At 69.8% G+C, this 18241-nt stretch carries 16 protein-coding genes; 9 read left to right on the top strand and 7 right to left on the bottom strand.

Translation table 11 applies throughout. The annotated features are described in order from the left end of the window. Nucleotides 1–40 precede the first annotated feature (40 nt). The 5 genes from nadA (at nt 41) to AB5J62_RS29255 (ending at nt 6216) form a co-directional block, all read left to right on the top strand. Nucleotides 41–1063, top strand: a complete 1023-nt coding sequence (gene nadA / locus AB5J62_RS29275; protein WP_370943173.1) for a quinolinate synthase NadA — start codon at nt 41–43, stop codon at nt 1061–1063. Next, nucleotides 1060–2712, top strand: coding sequence for an L-aspartate oxidase (locus tag AB5J62_RS29270; protein ID WP_370943172.1), 1653 nt, complete (start codon nt 1060–1062; stop codon nt 2710–2712). Before nadA ends, AB5J62_RS29270 begins: the two co-directional genes overlap by 4 nt. After that, nucleotides 2709–3602 carry a carboxylating nicotinate-nucleotide diphosphorylase gene (gene nadC / locus AB5J62_RS29265; protein WP_370943171.1) on the top strand — a complete coding sequence of 298 codons (894 nt, stop codon included), beginning with the start codon at nt 2709–2711 and terminating at the stop codon, nt 3600–3602. Before AB5J62_RS29270 ends, nadC begins: the two co-directional genes overlap by 4 nt. Before the next feature lie 209 nt (nt 3603–3811). Beyond that, nucleotides 3812–5092 (top strand): sensor histidine kinase, encoded by a 1281-nt coding sequence (locus tag AB5J62_RS29260; RefSeq protein ID WP_370943170.1) that lies wholly within the window; start codon nt 3812–3814, stop codon nt 5090–5092. After that, nucleotides 5089–6216 (top strand): S8 family serine peptidase, encoded by a 1128-nt coding sequence (locus tag AB5J62_RS29255; RefSeq protein WP_370943169.1) that lies wholly within the window; start codon nt 5089–5091, stop codon nt 6214–6216. The genes AB5J62_RS29260 and AB5J62_RS29255 overlap by 4 nt, the downstream gene beginning before the upstream one ends. Before the next feature lie 165 nt (nt 6217–6381). Here the strand turns inward: AB5J62_RS29255 and AB5J62_RS29250 are convergent, their stop codons facing one another. The 5 genes from AB5J62_RS29250 to AB5J62_RS29230 form a co-directional block, all read right to left on the bottom strand. After that, nucleotides 6382–6762 (bottom strand): hypothetical protein, encoded by a 381-nt coding sequence (locus tag AB5J62_RS29250; protein WP_370943168.1) that lies wholly within the window; start codon nt 6760–6762, stop codon nt 6382–6384. Between the two features lie 84 nt (nt 6763–6846). After that, nucleotides 6847–8157, bottom strand: a complete 1311-nt coding sequence (locus AB5J62_RS29245) for a WXG100 family type VII secretion target (RefSeq protein WP_370943167.1) — start codon at nt 8155–8157, stop codon at nt 6847–6849. Then, on the bottom strand, nt 8154–8606 hold the full coding sequence (locus tag AB5J62_RS29240; protein WP_370943166.1) for a hypothetical protein: 453 nt from the start codon (nt 8604–8606) through the stop codon (nt 8154–8156). Before AB5J62_RS29240 ends, AB5J62_RS29245 begins: the two co-directional genes overlap by 4 nt. Before the next feature lie 259 nt (nt 8607–8865). After that, nucleotides 8866–9165 carry a hypothetical protein gene (locus AB5J62_RS29235; RefSeq protein WP_091296560.1) on the bottom strand — a complete coding sequence of 100 codons (300 nt, stop codon included), beginning with the start codon at nt 9163–9165 and terminating at the stop codon, nt 8866–8868. A gap of 21 nt (nt 9166–9186) precedes the next feature. Next, nucleotides 9187–9543, bottom strand: a complete 357-nt coding sequence (locus AB5J62_RS29230; RefSeq protein ID WP_091296557.1) for a WXG100 family type VII secretion target — start codon at nt 9541–9543, stop codon at nt 9187–9189. Between the two features lie 284 nt (nt 9544–9827). On the opposite strand from AB5J62_RS29230, the gene AB5J62_RS29225 reads away from it, so the two are divergent. Next, nucleotides 9828–10745, top strand: coding sequence for a hypothetical protein (locus AB5J62_RS29225; protein ID WP_370943165.1), 918 nt, complete (start codon nt 9828–9830; stop codon nt 10743–10745). A gap of 19 nt (nt 10746–10764) precedes the next feature. After that, the gene (locus tag AB5J62_RS29220) at nt 10765–11412 is read left to right on the top strand and encodes a hypothetical protein (protein ID WP_370943163.1); all 648 of its coding nucleotides are present in this window, start codon (nt 10765–10767) and stop codon (nt 11410–11412) included. 53 nt (nt 11413–11465) lie between these two features. Here the strand turns inward: AB5J62_RS29220 and AB5J62_RS29215 are convergent, their stop codons facing one another. Next, a complete protein-coding gene (locus AB5J62_RS29215; RefSeq protein ID WP_370943162.1) occupies nt 11466–12155 on the bottom strand; it encodes a trypsin-like serine protease in 690 nt (229 codons plus the stop codon). A gap of 119 nt (nt 12156–12274) precedes the next feature. Continuing rightward, complete coding sequence (eccCa, locus tag AB5J62_RS29210; RefSeq protein WP_370943161.1) at nt 12275–16228, bottom strand: type VII secretion protein EccCa; 3954 nt, start codon at nt 16226–16228, stop codon at nt 12275–12277. A gap of 147 nt (nt 16229–16375) precedes the next feature. Between eccCa and AB5J62_RS29205 the strand changes: the two genes are divergently transcribed. Then, nucleotides 16376–17119 carry a WXG100 family type VII secretion target gene (locus AB5J62_RS29205; protein ID WP_370943160.1) on the top strand — a complete coding sequence of 248 codons (744 nt, stop codon included), beginning with the start codon at nt 16376–16378 and terminating at the stop codon, nt 17117–17119. Nucleotides 17120–17187: 68 nt separating this feature from the next. Beyond that, nucleotides 17188–18237: a WXG100 family type VII secretion target gene (locus AB5J62_RS29200; protein WP_370950371.1), complete on the top strand. Its 1050-nt coding sequence runs from the start codon at nt 17188–17190 to the stop codon at nt 18235–18237. The last annotated feature ends 4 nt before the right edge of the window (nt 18238–18241 follow it).

Genomic DNA, 18241 nt, shown 5'->3' with positions numbered 1-18241 from the left:
TTATAAGGCGAAAACCGGTGAGTGGTCCAGGGAGGGTCACATGACCGGAACGATCACGCTGGAGACGCCAGAGGGGCTCACGCCCTACGGCGGCGTCGAGGCGAACGCCGCTTGGGCCGAGGAGGTTCGCGCGCTCGCGCGCAAGCACGACGCCGTGCTGCTGGCGCACAACTACCAGATCCCGGAGATCCAGGACATCGCCGACCACACCGGCGACTCGCTGGCGCTGAGCCGGATCGCCGCGAGCACCGACGCGTCCACTGTGGTCTTCTGCGGGGTCCACTTCATGGCCGAGACCGCGAAGATCCTCGCGCCGCACAAGACCGTGCTGATCCCGGACGCGCGGGCGGGCTGCTCGCTCGCGGATTCGATCACCGGCGCGCAGCTGCGCGAGTGGAAGGCGCAGCACCCCGGTGCCGTCGTGGTGTCCTATGTGAACACGACCGCCGAGGTCAAGGCCGAGACCGACATCTGCTGCACCTCGTCGAACGCGGTCGACGTGGTCCGCTCGATCCCCGCTGACCAGGAAGTTCTCTTCTGTCCGGACCAGTTCCTCGGCGCGCACGTCAAGCGCGAGACCGGTCGCGACAACATCCACATCTGGGCGGGCGAGTGCCACGTGCACGCCGGGATCAACGGTCCCGAGCTGGCCGAGCGGGCCGCCGCGAACCCCGACGCCGACCTGTTCATCCACCCCGAATGCGGCTGCGCGACCTCGGCGCTCTACCTCGCCGGTGAGGGCACGGTGGCGCCGGAGCGGGTCAAGATCCTGTCCACAGGGGACATGGTGACCGCGGCGCGCGACACCAAGGCGTCGACCGTGCTGGTCGCCACCGAGATCGGGATGATCCACCAGCTGCGCAAGGCCGCGCCGGAGATCGACTTCCGCGCGGTGAACGAGCGGGCCTCGTGCCGGTACATGAAGATGATCACGCCTGCGGCGCTGCTGCGGTCGCTGCGCGAGGGCGCCGACGAGGTCCATGTCGACCTGGAAACCGCCGCCCGCGCGAAGGCTTCGGTGCAGCGCATGATCGAGATCGGCAAGCCCGGCGGCGGTGAATGATGGACGCGGTTAGTGACCATCAGGCGAAAACCCGTCCCGCGTGGGAGGCCCGCGCCGATCTCGTGGTGATCGGCAGCGGGGTCGCCGGGCTCACCGCCGCGTTGCGCGCGCAGGAACTCGGGCTGCACGTACTGGTCGTCACGAAGGCCGCTGTCGAGGACGGCAACACCCGATGGGCGCAAGGCGGGGTCGCCGTCGTGCTCGAAGGTGAACACGACGAAGGCGACTCGGTCGCCAGGCACGCGGAGGACACGCTCACCGCGGGCGGCGGGCTCTGCGACGAAGACGCCGTCCGGGAAATCCTCGAAGGTGGCCCGGCCGCGGTGGCCCGGCTTCGCGCTTCCGGCGCCACTTTCGACCCCGCGGCGTCGAGGCCGGGGCTGGCGCGTACCCGCGAAGGCGGGCACAGCGCGTTCCGCGTGATCCACGCGGGCGGCGACGCCACGGGCGCCGAAGTCGAACGGACGCTGGTCGCGCAGGCCGGTGGCCGGCGGGTGCCCGTGCTCGAAGGGCACATCGCCGTCGACGCGCTGCGCACGCCGTTCGGCGAGGTCGCCGGGGTGACCGTGCTCGACCGCGCGGGCACGCCCGGCGTGGTCCGTGCGGCGGCGGTGCTGCTGGCGAGTGGCGGTATCGGCCAGCTGTACCAGGCGACGTCGAACCCCGAGATCGCCACCGGCGACGGGCTCGCGCTCGCGTTGCGCGCGGGCGCGCTCGCGGCCGACCTCGAGTTCGTGCAGTTCCATCCGACGGTGCTGTTCACGCCGGGCGCGCGCGGACGCTGCCCGCTGGTCACCGAAGCCGTGCGCGGCGAGGGCGCCACCCTGCTCGACGGCGCGGGCGCGTCGGTCATGCAGGGCGTGCACCCGCTCGGTGACCTGGCGCCGCGCGATGTCGTCTCGGCGGCCATCACCCGCCGGATGGCGCTCGCGCCCGGTGGCATCGACGATCACGTTTTCCTCGACGCCACTGGGGTTTCCGGGTTCGCCGCCCGGTTCCCGACGGTGTACGCCGCGTCGATGGCCGCCGGTTTCGACCCGACGCGCGAGCCGATCCCGGTCACCCCCGCCGCGCATTTCGCGTGCGGTGGCGTGGTGGCCACAGTGGACGGACGCACCAGCGTGCGCGGGCTGTACGCGGCAGGCGAGGTCGCCAGGACCGGTTTGCACGGCGCGAACCGCTTGGCGTCCAACAGTTTGCTCGAAGGTCTCGTCGTCGGTGAGCGCGTGGCGCACGCGGTCGCCGCCGACCTCGCGGCCGGGCTGCTGCCCGACCCGAAGCACGGCAGGCTGCCGGAGACCGTGCTCGCGCCGATCGCCGACCGCGACTCACTGCAACGGGTGATGAGCCGGTACGGCGCGATAGGCCGTGACGCCGACGGGCTCGCGGTGATCGGCTCTGTTCTCGATTTGTCGACAGTGGACAGTCTGCTGTGGACACACCGCGCGGTCGAAGACGCCGCGCTGACACTGGTCGCGCAAGCATTGGTCACGGCGGCCGCCCGGCGTACGGAGTCGCGTGGCTGCCATGTGCGCACGGACTTCCCCGAGCGGGACGACTACGGCTGGCCGCGCAGCCAGCTCATCCGGCTCAGCCCGTCGGGCCAGCCGGTGCTCGCGGATCCGGTATTGACGGAAGGAGCGGCATGATCCACGAATTCTCCAGCCTGGCAAAGGCGGAACTGATCCACGCTGGCCTCGACGTCGAAGACGTCCGCCGTGTGGTGGAGACCGCGCTCGGCGAAGACCTGCGCTACGGCCCCGACGCGACCACGGAGTCCACCGTGGCCGCCGACGCCGTGGCGGTCGCCGAACTCACCCCGCGCGTGACCGGCGTGGTGGCCGGCCTCCCGGTCGCGCTGGCGGTGTTCGACGCCGTGCTCGGCGACCGCTACGAAGTGCTCGGCCGCCGCGACGACGCGGAGGTGCTCGTCGCCGGCGAGCCCGCCTTGGTGGTGCGCGGGCCGGTTCGCGGCCTGCTGACCGCCGAGCGGACCGCGCTGAACCTGCTCTGCCACCTGTCCGGCATCGCGACGACGACGGCGGCCTGGGTGTCCGCGGTCGACGGCACCGGCTGCGCGATCCGCGACTCGCGCAAGACACTGCCCGGCCTGCGGCTGCTGCAAAAGTACGCGGTCCGGTGCGGCGGCGGCGTCAACCACCGCCTCGGCCTCGGCGACGCGGTCCTGATCAAGGACAACCACGTCGTCGCGGCCGGTTCGGTCACGGCCGCGCTGGAGGCGGCCCGCCGCCACGCCCCGACACTGGCGTGCGAGATCGAGGTCGACACGCTCGTCCAGCTCGACGAAGCGCTCGCCGCGGGCGCCGACGAGGTGCTCTTGGACAACTTCACCCCCGAGGACTGTGCCCGCGCGGTGGCGCGACGCGATGAGGTCTCCCCGAAGACCCGCCTCGAATCGTCGGGCGGCCTGAAGCTGGCGAACGCCCGCGCCTACGCGGAAACCGGCGTCGACTACCTGTCGGTCGGCTCCCTGACCCACTCGGCCGCCGCCCTGGACCTCGGCATGGACCTCCGCTAGCCAAAAAAGCCCGAAAGCCACTTTCGTCAGATGCCATCTGACGGAAGTGGCTTTCGGGCTTCAGGACCTGGCGGAAGTGGCTTTCGGGCTTTTGGGAGGTGCCGAAAGACGCATTGGGGCGACGAGGGGTGGGGTTGGGTACCTGGTTGGTGGTTGTCCAACCGGGATCTTCTTGCTAGAAGTACCACCCTGGCGAGAAGGGGCTTGGGATGGCGTCGGTCGGGGAGCGACGTACCGCCTTTCTGCCTGCCCTGCTGAGGAAGGGCGCGCCGGTGCTCGCGGCCACTCCGCGTGAACTGCCTGCCGAGATCGACGATCCGGCCATGGTGCCCGGGGCGCAACGGATACGGGCGCTCGCCGCGACCGATGCCGTCGCGCCGCGGAACTCGCTGATGGCGCGTGCGACGACGTACGCCGTGCTGCTCCCCTTGGCCTATCGGATCGTGCTGCTGCCGGTGACGGCCGTGTGGCTCGTGGTCGCGCACGGGTTCGGGGCCGTGTGGACCGCGTGCCTGGTCGCCGTCCTGGGGTTCGGCGGCAGTCTCGGCGCGACCGTGTGGGTGCTCAAAGTGCCCGATCGGCGCGGCACGATCCGGCGGGTGCTGTTGTGGTCGGATGTCGGGTTCGCCCTGAGCGCGAACCTCGTGGTCGGGCTGACGAACGGGAGCGGGACCTGGGTGCCGTGGGTGTACTTCACCGGCACCGTCGCGTTGTGGACGGTCGCGCGCGGGGTGCCGTCGGGGCTCGTGCTCACCGCGTTCGGGATTCCCTTGCAGTATCTGATGGGCGTCGACTTCGCCGGTGCCATCGGCGGGACGGGCATGCTGCTCGCCGCCGTCGCGACCGCGATGGGTGTGCTGGTGCTCGTCGGCCTGGGGACGCGGCTGGCGCTGGCGATCGGGATCCGGCAGGGGCGGACCGCCGAACGCGCGCGCGGGGACCGGACATTGCACGACACCGTGCTGCAGTCACTGGAAGTCATGGCCATGGAGTCGCCCGAGGACGAGACCGACCCGCGTAAGCAATTGCGAGCGTTGCGCAACGCTGCGCGGGCGCAGGCGAACCAGGTGCGGCGCGGGCTTGCGGACGACGTGGACGGCTCGCCGGCCGGGCTGGGCGCCGAATTGGCGGGGCTGGCCACGGAAATGGCGCGCGACGGGTTGCGCGCGCAGCTGGTGGTGGCCGACATCCCCGACGACATATTGTCGGATGTGCGATTGGTGGCGGTTCGGGATGCCGTACGGGAAGCTTTACGCAATACGATAAAGCACGCGGGCACCGGATCGGTCGTGGTGCGCATGGAGGAGAGGGACGGTGGCATCGCGGTGATCACGCGCGATCACGGAGTCGGCTACGACGAGGGCAAGCGCCCCGCGGGCTTCGGCGTCAGCAATTCCATGCGGGCCAGGCTCGCCGAAGTCGGCGGCCGGTGCCACATCGAGTCCTGGCCTGGCCGCGGCACGCGCGTCACACTGTGGGTGCCGCGGTGAAGCGGATCCTCGCGGTGACCGGGATTTGCGCCGCGCTCACCACCCTCACGCCGCTCGCGCACGCGCAGCAGAACGCCCAGTGCGCCAATCCCAGCGGGCGCTACGCCGGCGGCGTCCCGTGGGGCCAGAAACTGGTCGACCCGGCCAAGATCTGGCCGCTGACCACGGGAACCGGGCAGACGGTCGCGGTGCTCGCGCCCGGTCTCGACGGGGACAACGGCCAGTTCGGGCCCGAGCAGATCATCGGCAACGCCGACTCGGACTGCGACGGCCGGGGCACTGTCGCGGCCGGAATCGTCGGCGCGCAGAAGAGCTCGGCGACCACGTTCACCGGTATCGCGCCCGGCGTGAAACTGTTGCCGGTCAAGGCGGATCCGGCGAACCTCGCCGCGGCCATCGACACCGCGGCGCAGGCCAAGGCCGGGGTCATCCTGATCGCGGTCCCGTCGCCGGTGGACAACCCGGCGCTGACGGCGGCCGTGGCAGGCGCGAAGGAACGCGGCTCGGTCGTGATCGCGCCTGCGGGCGCGACCCAGCAGGGCGCGCGGTCGTACCCGGCGGCCACACCCGGTGTGCTCGCGGTCGGCTCGGTCAACCAGGCCGGCGAGCCCGTCCAGCAGGAATCCGGTGACTACATCAGGATTTCCGCGCCGGGCGCCGATTTGGTGAGCACGTCGGCCGACGCGAACGGTCAGCTGGCGCACCGCTATCCGATCAGCGACCCGAGCCTGGCCGCCGCGTACGTGGCCGGTGCCGCCGCGCTCGTGCGGGCGTACCACCCGACGTTGACGCCGGATCAGGTCGTCACGCGACTGCTGCTCACGGCCAACCGTCCGGCCAGCGGCGCACAGGACCTCAAGCGCGGCTGGGGCATGCTCGACGCCTATGCCGCCGTCTCAGCCCAGATCCCGGTGGACGCGCTTCCCCCTGGCGCGCAAGGGAAAGCCGCGGGTTCAACGGGCTCGATCATCCCGGCGAAGGCGGCCGGCCGTCCCGAGTCGGACACCTTCTCCGGCGTCCTCGCGGTCTCGGGAGTCGGCGCGGCGGTGGTGGCGGGCATCGCGGTCGCGGCCGTCCGAAGTGGACGCAAGCGCGGCTGGCGACCCGGCCGTTTCAAAGCCTGACCTAGACCTGGTGAAAGCCCGAAAGCCACTTTCGTCAGATGAGACCTGGCGAAAGTGGCTTTCGGGCTCTCACGAGGCGTCCGGGGCACGCGTACCTGGAAGGACGACACGCGGCCGCTGGGGTCGGCGGCGTGTCGTCCATCGGGGTACGCGTGCCCGGAAACGTCAGAAGGCCGCGACGCAGCGGGTGGAACCCATGATGGCGACGTCGCCGCCCCGGCGGGCGACGTGGACGGTGAGGTGGGCGCCGTCCCTGCTGAACTGGGCGACGAGCTCGCGGGCCGTGCTGCGGTCCTTCACCTGCCAGCCCGCGCGCTGCAGTGACGGGACGACCACGTTGGTCAGCCGTTTGTCCGGCTCTGCCGGCGAATCCAAGTGCACTCCGTATTGCCAGCTGAGCAGTTTGCCCGGCTGGTTGGGGTCGCAGTCGATGTCCCCATTCACCGTCTGCGTCGCGCCTGGGCCGAACGCGCCCGCCATGCCGTCGATGACCTTGCACAGGTCGGCGGCCAGCCGGTCGAGTTCCGTCTTCTCGATGATGATCATTCTTGTCCCCTCGCCTTTCCGGCGAAAACGGCCCGGCGACCGAACGGTCACCGGGCCACCTCCCTCGATACTGTCCTCAAAGGACTAACGCCCCTCTGTGTCCTCACCGATCACCGACGGCGCGATGGGCGCGGACTGGCCCCACACGTCCTCGGTTTCCACCAGCCACGGCGGAATACGACGCCCGGAGCCCATGTCGTTCCCGGCTCCGGTCATCGGCATCATGGGCATCATCGGCATCATGCCCTTGCCCGCCGCCGCTGCCGCCCCTCCCGCGGCACCGCCTGCGATGGAGCCCAGCGTGTTCCCGACGTCGGGTGCGCCGGAGAGTCCGGAGTGCGCGGCGGGCATCGCGCCCGTCGCCGCGCCACCGAGCGAACCGGTGTCGATGCTGCCCCCGCCGCCACCGAACGCGCCCATGCCGCCCATGTTCGGCGCTTCGCCGCCGCCAAGCCCCGAGGCCATGGAGTCACCCTGACCGAGCTTGGTGCCCTCGGAATCCTTGTCGTCGTCCGGATTCTTGCCGGTCGCCCAGCCGGGGACCTTCGGCATGATGGAGCCGAAGCGGCCGAAAGCCGCCGCCGAGGCGGCGGCCAGTCCCGCGGTGAACATGTCACCGAAGAGCGGGTTGCTCTTCGGCGTGGTGCCCGGCGGCACCAGGTTCGTGCCCTCGCCCGGCAGGATGTGCGGCTGGCCGGGGTCGACGACCGTGCCGACCGGCGCGATGCCGGGCATGCCGTTGCCGATCGGGCCGGACGTGCCGGTGGACGTGCCACCGCCGACGACACCGGACGGCGGCGTGGCCGCGTTCGGGGACGCCGGGATCGAGTCCTCCGCCGAGGTGTACTCGCCCGCCAGGCCGGTCATCACCAGGATGGCCTTGCTGTGCGCCGCGCTGGCCGCGCTCGCCGCCGCCTGCTGCGCCTCGACGACCGCGATCGCCTGCTGACGCTGCTGCGCGATGGCGGACACCGTCTCCGGCGGCGCGTTCGGCGGCAGCATCACCGGCGTGGTCGCCAGCGCGACCTGCGCCGGCGGGACGTCGGGGACGTTGACCGGTGGCGGCATCTCGGCCTTCGCCTTGACGAGCGCGTCGGCGGCGTCCTCGAGCAGGTGCTCCATCGCGGCGGCCGTCTGGCCGACCTTCTTGATGCCGCCGACCAGGTCGGTGATCATCGTCTTGTACTTGTCGGCGGCGCCGCCCGACCAGTTGTCGTCGAAGTCGTCGAGCTCGCGGCACAGGCTGTCGCCCGACTCGTAGAGCCCGATGGCCGTCGACTTCCACTTCTCGGCCGCGGCCCGCGCGGTGTGCGGGTCACCGGCCTGAAGCATGGCGTAGAGCTGCTGGTGGGTGTACGCCGCGAAGTTGGTGTGTGCCGTGTTTCCCTTGGTCATCCGTGCGTTCCCCCTGAACTGGTGCCGCCGCCGAGCAGACCGCCGACGACGCCGCCGACCACCCCGGTCACGGCGTTGACCGTGCCGCCGACCACGTTCGTGACCGCGCCGGTCACCTGGGTGACGACGCCGTCGTGGCCGGAGGTGTGCAGATCACCGGCGACGGACTGGTCGGCCTGTTCGTAGCCGTCCGCGACGGTCGTGGTGACGTCGGTGGCGAACCCGATCGCGCCCTTGACCTGATCGAGCAGGCCTTGCATCTCGAGCACGGCGGCCTTGTGCGCGTCGGCGAGCGAGCCCGCCTCGCCGAATTCGCCGAACAGCAGGGGATGGTCGCCCAGTGTCAGCAGGAAGTCGTTCGGCTTCGCCATGGCGTGGATCTGGTTCTCCAGCTCACGGACGAAGTCGTTCAACGATTCAAGATGAACGTAGTACGACTGGTCGTGCATCTTCGACCCGTTCCTCCGAATTGGGTCGTGTTTCTTGAGTTTCGTTCGCGATAGCCGCGCCCAGGTGGCTCCTGGCGGCACCGTGGGATCACCCGAGTACAACCCGGTACGAGGGTGACCCCACGGCACCGCCAGGAGCCACCTGGATCTCGACTCTCATCGAACGAAATTCAAGAAACACGACCACGGACAAAAGCCGGTTGGCCGGCGTGAGCGGGGGGCGTCTCACACCGGCCAAACGACGTCTATGGACGGAAAATCAGGCGAAGTAGCCCTGGTTCCGGTTCTCGAGCGAAGCCTGCAGGTCGTGCGCCTCGCTGACCTTGCCGCCGAACTGCGCGATGATCGCGATGATGTCGGCGGTGGCCTGGCGAAGCCGGGTCTCCGAGCCCTCGGCCGCGGTACCGGCGGAGCTGCCGGACGCGTACCAGCTGGCCTTCAGCGGCTGCAGGTTGCTCTGCAGCTGCTCGAGCTGGGTGGTGAGCGCCTTGGCCTTGGCGGCCAGCGAAGCCGAGCTGTGCTGCAGCGCGGCGAAGTTGATTTCTACGACATCGGCCATGACTGTGGAGTCCTCTCTGAGCTAGTTCGCGCCCGACAGGCGGCCGAGCACGGAACCGCCCGCGTCGGAGGCGGTGGCGGCCACGTTGCGCAGCTGCGAGGACACGTCGGCGTCACCCGAGCCGTAGTTGTGGAAGCTCTGGTTCACCAGGCTGGACATGGTGTCGAGCTCGCGGACGGCGGCGGCCATCTTCTCCTGCAACCGGCGCTGCAGGTCCCAGAACGCGACGGCCTGGTCACCCTTGTAGTTGCGCAGCGTCTCGGTCAGCTCGGACTCCAAGCTGGCCATCGTCGTCTTGGCGCTCGACGCGGTCTCCTCGAAACCCTGGACCGCGCGCGTCATGGCAGCCGCATCCGCCTGGAATCCCGGACTACTCATCGACGGGCCACCTCCTCTCAGTCGATGGAAAGCGCAGTTGAGCGCTCGTTGTGAATGTCACGCTAGAAAAGGCGCGGTCATGGTCAAACGGCACAACTGCCGGGAGCGGTGACGGCACTATTACCCACGTGCGCGGGGGTAGGGGAAACCCCACCGCCGGTACGGGGGACCACGGGCGTGCCCGCCCGGCCGGGCTCGGTCAGGCTTTTCGCATGTCAGACAGGGGATCCGGGCTTACGCGGGCCGTGCTTTCGCATCGCCCGCTGGTGATCATGGCGGGGGCCATGACGGTACTTTTCGCGGTCGCGACGGTCGGGCTGATCGTCGATGACAGGACGCTGGTGAACGCGTCCCTTTGGGCCAAGCCGTGGAAATTCTCGATTTCCATCGCGCTGTACACCGTGACGCTCTCGTGGATGATCACTCTGCTCCCGAAATGGCGTCGCGCGGGCTGGTGGGCGGGCACCGCGGTCGCGGTGGCGCTGGCGGCCGACATGGTGCTGCTGGTGTGGCAGATCGCGTTCCGCGGCAGGCAGCTGCACTTCAACGTGGCGGGCGAGCTGGACCGCACGATCAACGGCTGGCTGGCGAACGCGGCGTTCACCGCGTGGGGCGCGACGCTGGTGCTGGGCGTGCTGCTGCTGTTCCAGAAGCTGCCGGACAAGGCGCAGGCCTCGGCCGTGCGTGGCGGCCTCGCGGTCGCGCTGACCGGGCTGATGCTCGGCATGCTGATGTTCGGGCCGAAGCCGGAGCAGGAGGCGGTCTGGCAGGCCGGTGGCAAGCCGCCGGTGGTCGGCGGGCACAGCGTCGGCGTGCCGGACGGCGGACCGGGGCTGCCGCTGATCGGCTGGAGCACGACCGGCGGGGATCTGCGGATCCCGCACTTCGTCGGCATGCACGCGTTGCAGCTGCTGCCGTTGCTCGCGGCGCTGCTGCTGATGCTGGCCGCGCGGTTCCCGGTGCTGCGGGACGAGCTGGTGCGGCGGCGTCTCATGCGGACGGCGACCGTCGGCTACTTCGGGCTGGTGGCGCTCGTGACGTGGCAGGCGCTGCGCGGCCAGTCGATCGTGCGGCCGGACTTCTGGACCATGGCCGCGGGCGCCGGGCTGGTGCTCGGCGTGGCGGCGGCCACGTGGGGAGTGCTCGCCGTCACCCCGGCGCGGGATATTCGGAAGACACCCGTTTTGCATGATCTAAAGTGATCATGACAAAGGGGGATTCATGGGGAAAATGTGGCTGGGTGCTGCCGCCGTACTGCTGGTCGCCGGTTGTTCTTCGACGCCGGAAGCGCCGAAGGTGTTCGGGCCGACGGCCTACGGCAAGCTCACACTGGGTATGACGGCCGAGGCCGCGCTCGCGACCGGTGAGCTGGCGAAGGAGCCGACGTCGCGGTTGGACGGCTGCGCCGACTATTCGCTCACCGGCGGGCCCGCACCCGACCCGGCTCGGATGGCGGCTCAGGCCGCGGCCGAGAAGGACCTGGAGGAGGCGGCCGCGAAGAACGGGCATTCGGCCGCCGAATCAGCGGCTGTCGCCCAGGCCGCCGCCGATTCCGCGATGGCCGCGGTGCCCAGGGCGGAACAGCGGGAAATCCGGGACAAGGCGATGGGCGTTTCCGGCGGGGTCTCGATCGGCAAGTCCGGGCTGGTGACGCTGGCCGCGCCCGCCGGCGCCAAGACGCCGGAAGGCGTCGCGCAAGGGTCCACTGTGGACGAATTGAAGAAGGCATACGGCGCGCGGGTGACTGAAAAGAACGGCGAGTTCTCGGCGCCGATCCCGGAGAAGGACGGGTTCGTCTACCGGTTCCTGACCGAGGGCGGCAAGGTGACCGGGGTGTTCGTCACGACCCCGAAGATCAGCTGCGAGTAGCGGAGTTTAGCGGGCTTTATCCCCGGGGATAAAGCCCGCTAAATCACCGGTCTTTACACGCCTGAGGTGGTCTTGATCCAGGCGCGGCTGGCGGCGACGCGGGCGTAGTTCTGGGTGCCCTGCGGGTTGCTGCCGGAGTTGGAGCCGGTCGAGCAGACGCCGACCTGCTGGCCGTTCTGCATCTCGGGGCCGCCGGAGTCACCGTGCCAGGCGGCGCCGTTGATGCCCTGGCTGGCGATCGCCGGGCCGCCGTACGCGTCGGTGCTGGTGCCGGTGACGCGCACGTTGGCGGTCTTCAGGATCGGCGACGGCGGGTTGTTGCCCTGGGTGCGGCCCCAGCCGTAGATCTGGTTCGTCGCACCGGTCGCCGGGATGGCCGTCGACAGCGTGACGTGCGAAGAGCCCGCCGCGGTGGCCAGGCGCAGCAGCGCGATGTCACCGTTGGGAGAGGTGTACTTCTGCGCGACCGTGGCGTTGATGCCCTGGCCGAGGTTCACGTTGCCGACCTTGACGCTCATCGCGCCGGAGCTCACGCAGTGCTTCGCGGTGAGCACCCAGGTCGGCGCGATGCTGGTGCCGGAGCAGGAGAAGCTGCCCGCCCAGTAGACCTGCGCGCCCCACGGCGCCGAACTGACCGTCCCGCCGCCGATGATGTCGGTCTGCGCCTGTGCCACGCCTGCGCCCGCGACGGTCATCGCGGCGGCCACGGACGCGACGGTGCCGATCAATTTCGAAATCCGCATGAATGTACCCTTCTCCGGAAGTAAGGGAATGCGCTCAACTTGAAGCAGCGATTGAACGTTAATCCCCGTCTCGAAGTCCGGTAAGCGCCGAAAGTCGTGGGCCGCTCAGGTGAACGCCCTCACGAATCGGCGGGTTTCGTCCACGCGATCTGGATCAGGCCGGTGCCGTGGCGGCGGCTGACGAGCGTGCCGCGACCCGGCGGCTGCGGACCCGGTTTCACGTCGCCGAGCAGCACACCTTCGTCCTTGGAACCCGCCATGACCAGGCCGGGTGAGCCCAGTTCGCGGATGCGCTGGAGCACCGGTTCGAACAACGCGCGGCCGGCGCCACCCGCGCCTCTGGCCAGGATTATGTGCAGTCCGATGTCGCGTGCCTGCGGCAAGAACTCCAGCAAAGGCAACAGCGGGTTACGGCCGACCTGCGCGACGAGCTCGTAATCGTCCACCAGGATGAACAGTTCCGGGCCTTTCCACCACGAACGGTTGCGCAATTGATCGGCGGTGACGTCGGGGCCGGGAAGTCGCGAACGCATTGCCTGTTCGCATTCCTTGATCAACCCGGTCAGCACGGTTTCCGAACCCGCGTAGCCGAGCAAATGCCGTCCGGTGACCGCGTCGAGCAGCCCGCGCCGGTAGTCGGCGACCACGATCGCGGCCTCGTCCGGGCTGTAGGCGCGCATGATGCCCTGCGCGAGCGCGCGCAGCAGCGAGCTCTTGCCGGACTCGACGTCGCCGAACGCCAGGAAGTGCGGATCGGACCCGAAATCGAGCGCGACCGGCCCGAGGTTCGACTCCGCGATACCGAGCAGCACCTGCTTGCCGGGCGCCGGCGGCAGCGAGTCCAGCGGGATCTCGGCGGGCAGCAGGCGCACCTGGGGCGCGCGGGGTCCTTGCCACGCCAGCGAAAGCCGCTCGACGAGGTCGACGCCGCCGTCGCCGATCGTGGCCGGGCGCTGGTCGGAGTCGACGCGGGGGAGCGCGCCGAGGAAGTGCAGCTTGTCCGCGGTGAGCCCGCGGCCCGGCGCGTCGGCGGGCACGTTCTGCGCGGTCTTGCGGTCGATGATCGAGTCGGCCGGGTCACCGAGACGCAGCTCGAACCGGGTGCCGATGGCGTCGCGCAACGGCGCGCGGATGCCCATCCACTGGTTCAGCGAGATGATCACGTGGATGCCGAACCCGAGGCCGCGCTGGGCGAGCGCGGTGATCTGCTCCTCCAGCTTCTCGTATTCCTGCCGGATGGTCGTCCAGTTGTCCACGAACAGGAACACGTCGCCGAATTCGCGGTCGTCCCGGCTTTCGGTGAACTCCGCGCGCCGCTGGCGGAAGGTCGCGATCGACTCGATGCCGTGCGCGGCGAAGAACTCCTCACGCTGTTCCAGCAGCGTCGTCAGCTCGGCGACGACGCGCCGGCAGCGCTGCGCGTCACGGCGGGTCGCGTAGCCGGAAGTGTGCGGCAGCCCCGAAAGCGGGGCCAGCGCGCCGCCGCCCATGTCCAGGATGAACAGCTGCACCTCGCGCGGGGTGTGCGTCAGCGCGAGCATCCCGGCGATCGTCCGCATCAGGATCGACTTGCCGCTCTGCGGCGCGCCGACGATCAGCGCGTGCCCGCCCGCCGTCGAGAAGTCGGCCCACAGCATGTCGCGGCGCTGCTCGAACGGCTTGTCCACCAGCGCGACCGGGACCGTCAGCCTGCCGTTGCCGCCCCAGCCGAGCGGGCACAGGCCACGCTCGGGGTCGATGCCCAGCGGCGGCAGCAGCTGGTCCAAAGTGGGCGGTTCCTGCAGCGGCGGCAGCCAGATCTGGTGTGCCTCGGGGCCTTGGCCCTCCAGCCGCGAGACCATCGCGCTCATGATCGTCTCGGTCGGACCGTCCGAAGTGGACACTGTGGACTCTTCGGCGGCGATCATCGCCGGAATCTCGACCGGCAGCTCGACCGGCGCCAGGGTGAACGGCAGCACGTTCGAGTTCTTGGCCGCCGCGGCCGCGACCAGGTTGCGCGGTGGCAGGTCACCGGAGACGTAGGCGGCCTTGAGCCGGATCAGCGTGTCCGTGTCGACCTTCAGGTACGCCGAACCCGGCACCGACGGCAGCTGGTACGCGTCCGCGACACCGAGCACCGCGCGGCTTTCCTGCGCGGAGAACGTGCGCAGGCCGATCCGATAGGACAGGTGCGAGTCGAGGCCGCGCAGCCTGCCCTCTTCGAGCCGCTGCGAGGCGAGCAGCAGGTGGATGCCGAGCGAGCGCCCGAGCCGTCCGATGGTGACGAACAGGTCGATGAATTCGGGGCGTGAGGAAAGCAGCTCCGAGAACTCGTCGATGATCACCAGCAGCGACGGCAGCGGCTTGAGGTTGACGCCGCTCTCGCGTGCCTTCTCGTAGTCGCGCACCGAGGCGTAGTTGCCCGCCGCGTGCAGGAGTTCCTGACGCCGCAACACCTCGCCGTTGATCGCGTCGGCCATCCGGTCGACCAGCGAGAGGTCGTCGGACAGGTTGGTGATGACCGCGCAGGTGTGCGGCAGCCCGGTCATCCCGGCGAAGGTCGCGCCACCCTTGAAGTCGATCAGCGCCAGGTTCAGCTTTTCTGACGAGTGTGTGACAGCCAGGCCGACCACGAGCGTGCGCAACAGCTCGCTCTTGCCCGACCCGGTCGCGCCGATGACGAGGCCGTGCGGGCCCATACCGCCTTCGGCCGACTCCTTGAGGTCCAGCTCGACCGGGCGGCCCTCGGGGTTCACGCCGAGCGGGATGCGCAGCCGGTCACGCGGCGCGCGCGGCGCCCAGGTCACGGCGGTGTCGGTGTCGCGGGGGTCGCCGATGCCGAGCAGCGCGGCGAGCCCGAACGTCGCCGACATCGGCGTCTCGCTGACCACGGCCGTGCCCTGGTACAGCGGGGTGAGCATGCGGGCCAGCGCCTCGGCCGAGCCGCGGTCGAGCGCGTCCGGCTTGCCCAGGAAGCCCAGCTTGACGTCGTTGCCCTCGCCGACGACCATGCCGAGCTGCCCGGGACCCGTGTGCAGGCACAGGATCTGCTCGGTCGACGACGCGCGCGGCTGCTCGCTGCCGACGTCGAGCACGGTGATCCCGAAATGACCCGCTTCGGTGATCAGTCGCGGTTCTCCGTAGGTTTGGCCACCGTCGACGACGACCACGATATGCGGATGGTCATGGCTCTGTCCTTTCCGGCTGAACGCGGGGCGCTCGCCGAGATCGTTGCCCAGCAGCTCGCCGAGCGTCTTGACATTGTCGGCGACCAGCCTGCGAGGACCGGCCGCGTCGGCTGCCGTCGACGCCGTCGCGTGGGGCAGCCACTTCGCCCATTCCCAGTCGTGTGACCGATTTCCGGCGACACACAGTGCGATCCGGAGATCGGTCGGGGAGTGGAAGGTGACCAGTTGCGCCAGCAGCGAACGGGTCAGCCCGAGTATGTCCGGGCGGCGGCCGGACAGGTATACGGCCGCGAAGGATCGCAATGAGATGGCAACCGGCAGGTCGTTCACCGTGGAGTAGGTGCGGATGAAGTGCTTGAGGCTGGTGGAGGAAACCGGGTCCAGGTCTTCCAGCGGCACCGTCTGCGGGGCACGCAACGGCGTAATCAGCCGTTGTGGCCCCGTCCCGACACGGATTTGGCCGAACTGCGGGGCGGATCTGCGCCGATCCCACAGTTTCCCCGACTCCACGTAGGCCCACAGGTCCGCCGGATCCGGCTGCAGCGAGATCATCTCGGCGCGCTGGTCGTCGGCGATTTCCCGGACCTGGCCACGGAGACCGGCCAGATAACGCTGGTAGTCACGGCGTTCCTCGTTGACCGCCGCCTTCTTCGCCGCGCCGCCCCTGCCCAGCGACATCACCACCATGCCGCCCATCACCACGACGAACAGGCCGCCGAAGATCCAGGTCATCGCCCCGCCGTCGCGTCCGATGTAGACGAACGACATCGCGCCCATGCCCAGCATCATCGGCAGGAACATGAGCAGCTGCAGCATTCCGCCGGACCCGCCCTTGGGGATCATCGGCGGTGACTGCAGGACGATCTCGGCTGGCTGCTCGCCGAGCATCGGCAAACGCTGGGACATCAGTGGCGATCCTTGGTGGTCGGGGCTGTCTGCCGATCATTTTGGCCACTTCTTCACGCGGTGCGGTGGGTACTTTTGCCGTCCGCTCCGCGCGCGGGCCGAACCTACGCTGGCGTATCGAGTGGCGATGGGTGGAAAGGAGGGGTCATGGAGTACCGGGCGGAGCCGGAGGAGATGCGGTCCACCGTCGGGAACGTCGGCGGCATCATCCTGCAGGGCGTCAACGTGGTCTCCGACCTCGAACGCACCATCATCGCGCCACTGTCCTTCGCGGCCATGGGCGGCGCCGTGGCCTCGGCCAACGCGTCGATGCAGAGCTACCAGGTCACCGCGCTGCGCAAGCTGCTCACCCTGCTGCAGCAGGTCAACGATCTCGTCCGGCGCAGCGCCGACGAGTACGACGCCGCCGACCGTGCCGTGGCGGGCGCGTACTCGGGCAACGGCGGCGGTGGCCTGATGGCGAAGATCTGGGGAACCCCGCACCAGGCCTCCGAGCTGGCCACGGCGGCGATCAAGGACAGCGCGGGCGCGGCGGGCGAGCCGGACTCGGTCGGGAACGTGCTGCGCTACCTGGGGGACGCGGGTCTGGGGCAGCTCGGCGAATATCCCGTGGCCGCGGCCAGGTTCCACGGGGTGACCGACTTCAACGACTGGCTCGGCGGCAACGCCGACAACCAGGCCAGGATCGGCGTCATCGAGGTGTACGCGGGCACCGCGCGGGGGTTCGGCGACGTGCCGGGCGGGGTGCACAGCGGCGACGTGGTCGTGGTCGAGGGCGGCAGGCCGTTCATCGGCGTCGCGGGTGACGGCGGGCTGTTCTACAACCACGGTGTCGTCGACCCCGGCATCCGCGGCCTGGCCAACGTCAGTGTCTACCGGCCGGCTTCTTGAGTCTTCGTGTCTTGTGGCAGCCACCTTTCCAGAGAGGTTGAGTAGTGATCTATCCCAACTCCAGCGCCATGGACGCCACCGCGGGTTCGGGCGGACCCATCACGGTGCTGCCGCAGATCTACACCGGCCAGCCGGAGCAGATCGCGAAGCATGTCGCTGAGCTGCTGAAGAAGGCCTCTGACTTCGTCGGGCTGTACACGGACTTCAAGAAGGCCGCTGACCAGCTGTCCAAGACCTGGTCCGGCTCGGCTTCCCAGTCGGCGCTGAAGAAGATCCACGACTCGCTCGAATCGCTGACGAAGATCATCGGGGTGGTGCGGAAGGGTGCCGAGCTGCTGGGGGTGTCCGGCACCCTGATCAAGACCGCGCAGGCGGCCTACAAGGCGGTCGTCGGCGCGGTCAACCCGATCGTCGCGGGCCTCATGTCGAACCCGTGGACCTACGGCGCCGCGGTCGCGCTGTCGACGGCGACGAGCGCGACGCTGCGCGCGTTCATCACCGCGATCGGCGCGCTGCTCAAGGCGCTCGGCGTCGTGCAGCTCGCCAACCAGATCAGCCAGCTCGCCACGATCATCGGCGACATCGAGAAGCTGTTCGGCAGCAAGAGCACGACCCCCGCCGCCGGTGGCGCCGCGTCGACCGCGGGCAACACGGCGATCTCGGGCACCCCCGTGACCAATCCGCAGGCGCCGGCGCCGGTCGCTTCGGCGTCCGGTCAGGCCGTCGCCGGCGGCACGGGCGCGACCGGCACGACGACCGCGCCGCCGTTCACCCAGTACACGCCGCCCGCGCTCGGTGGCGGCGCGGCCGCTCCCGGTGGTGGCGCCGCGGCTCCTGGTGGCGCTCAGGATTCGTGGATCCCGGTCAACGGCGGCACGGGCGCGACCCCGCCGGCGACGACTTTGCCCGCGAATGGTGCGACGCCGCCGGTGTCCGCGCCAGTCACACCGCCGGTCTCGGCGCCGTCGAACGGCCACGTGATCATCACGACCGACCTGACCACCGGTCACTCGGAGATCCAGGCACCGGCCGGGCAGGACGCCAAGGTGGACATCGACATCACCTACAACGGCCAGCACTACACCGAGCACGTCAACTACGACGTGGCGAACAGCTAATCCA

Origin of the sequence: Amycolatopsis sp. cg5 (genome assembly GCF_041346955.1) — a bacterium.
GTDB lineage: Bacteria > Actinomycetota > Actinomycetes > Mycobacteriales > Pseudonocardiaceae > Amycolatopsis.
The sequence above is the reverse complement of the archived record's forward strand: the minus strand, read 5'-3'. Positions and strand labels throughout refer to the sequence as shown.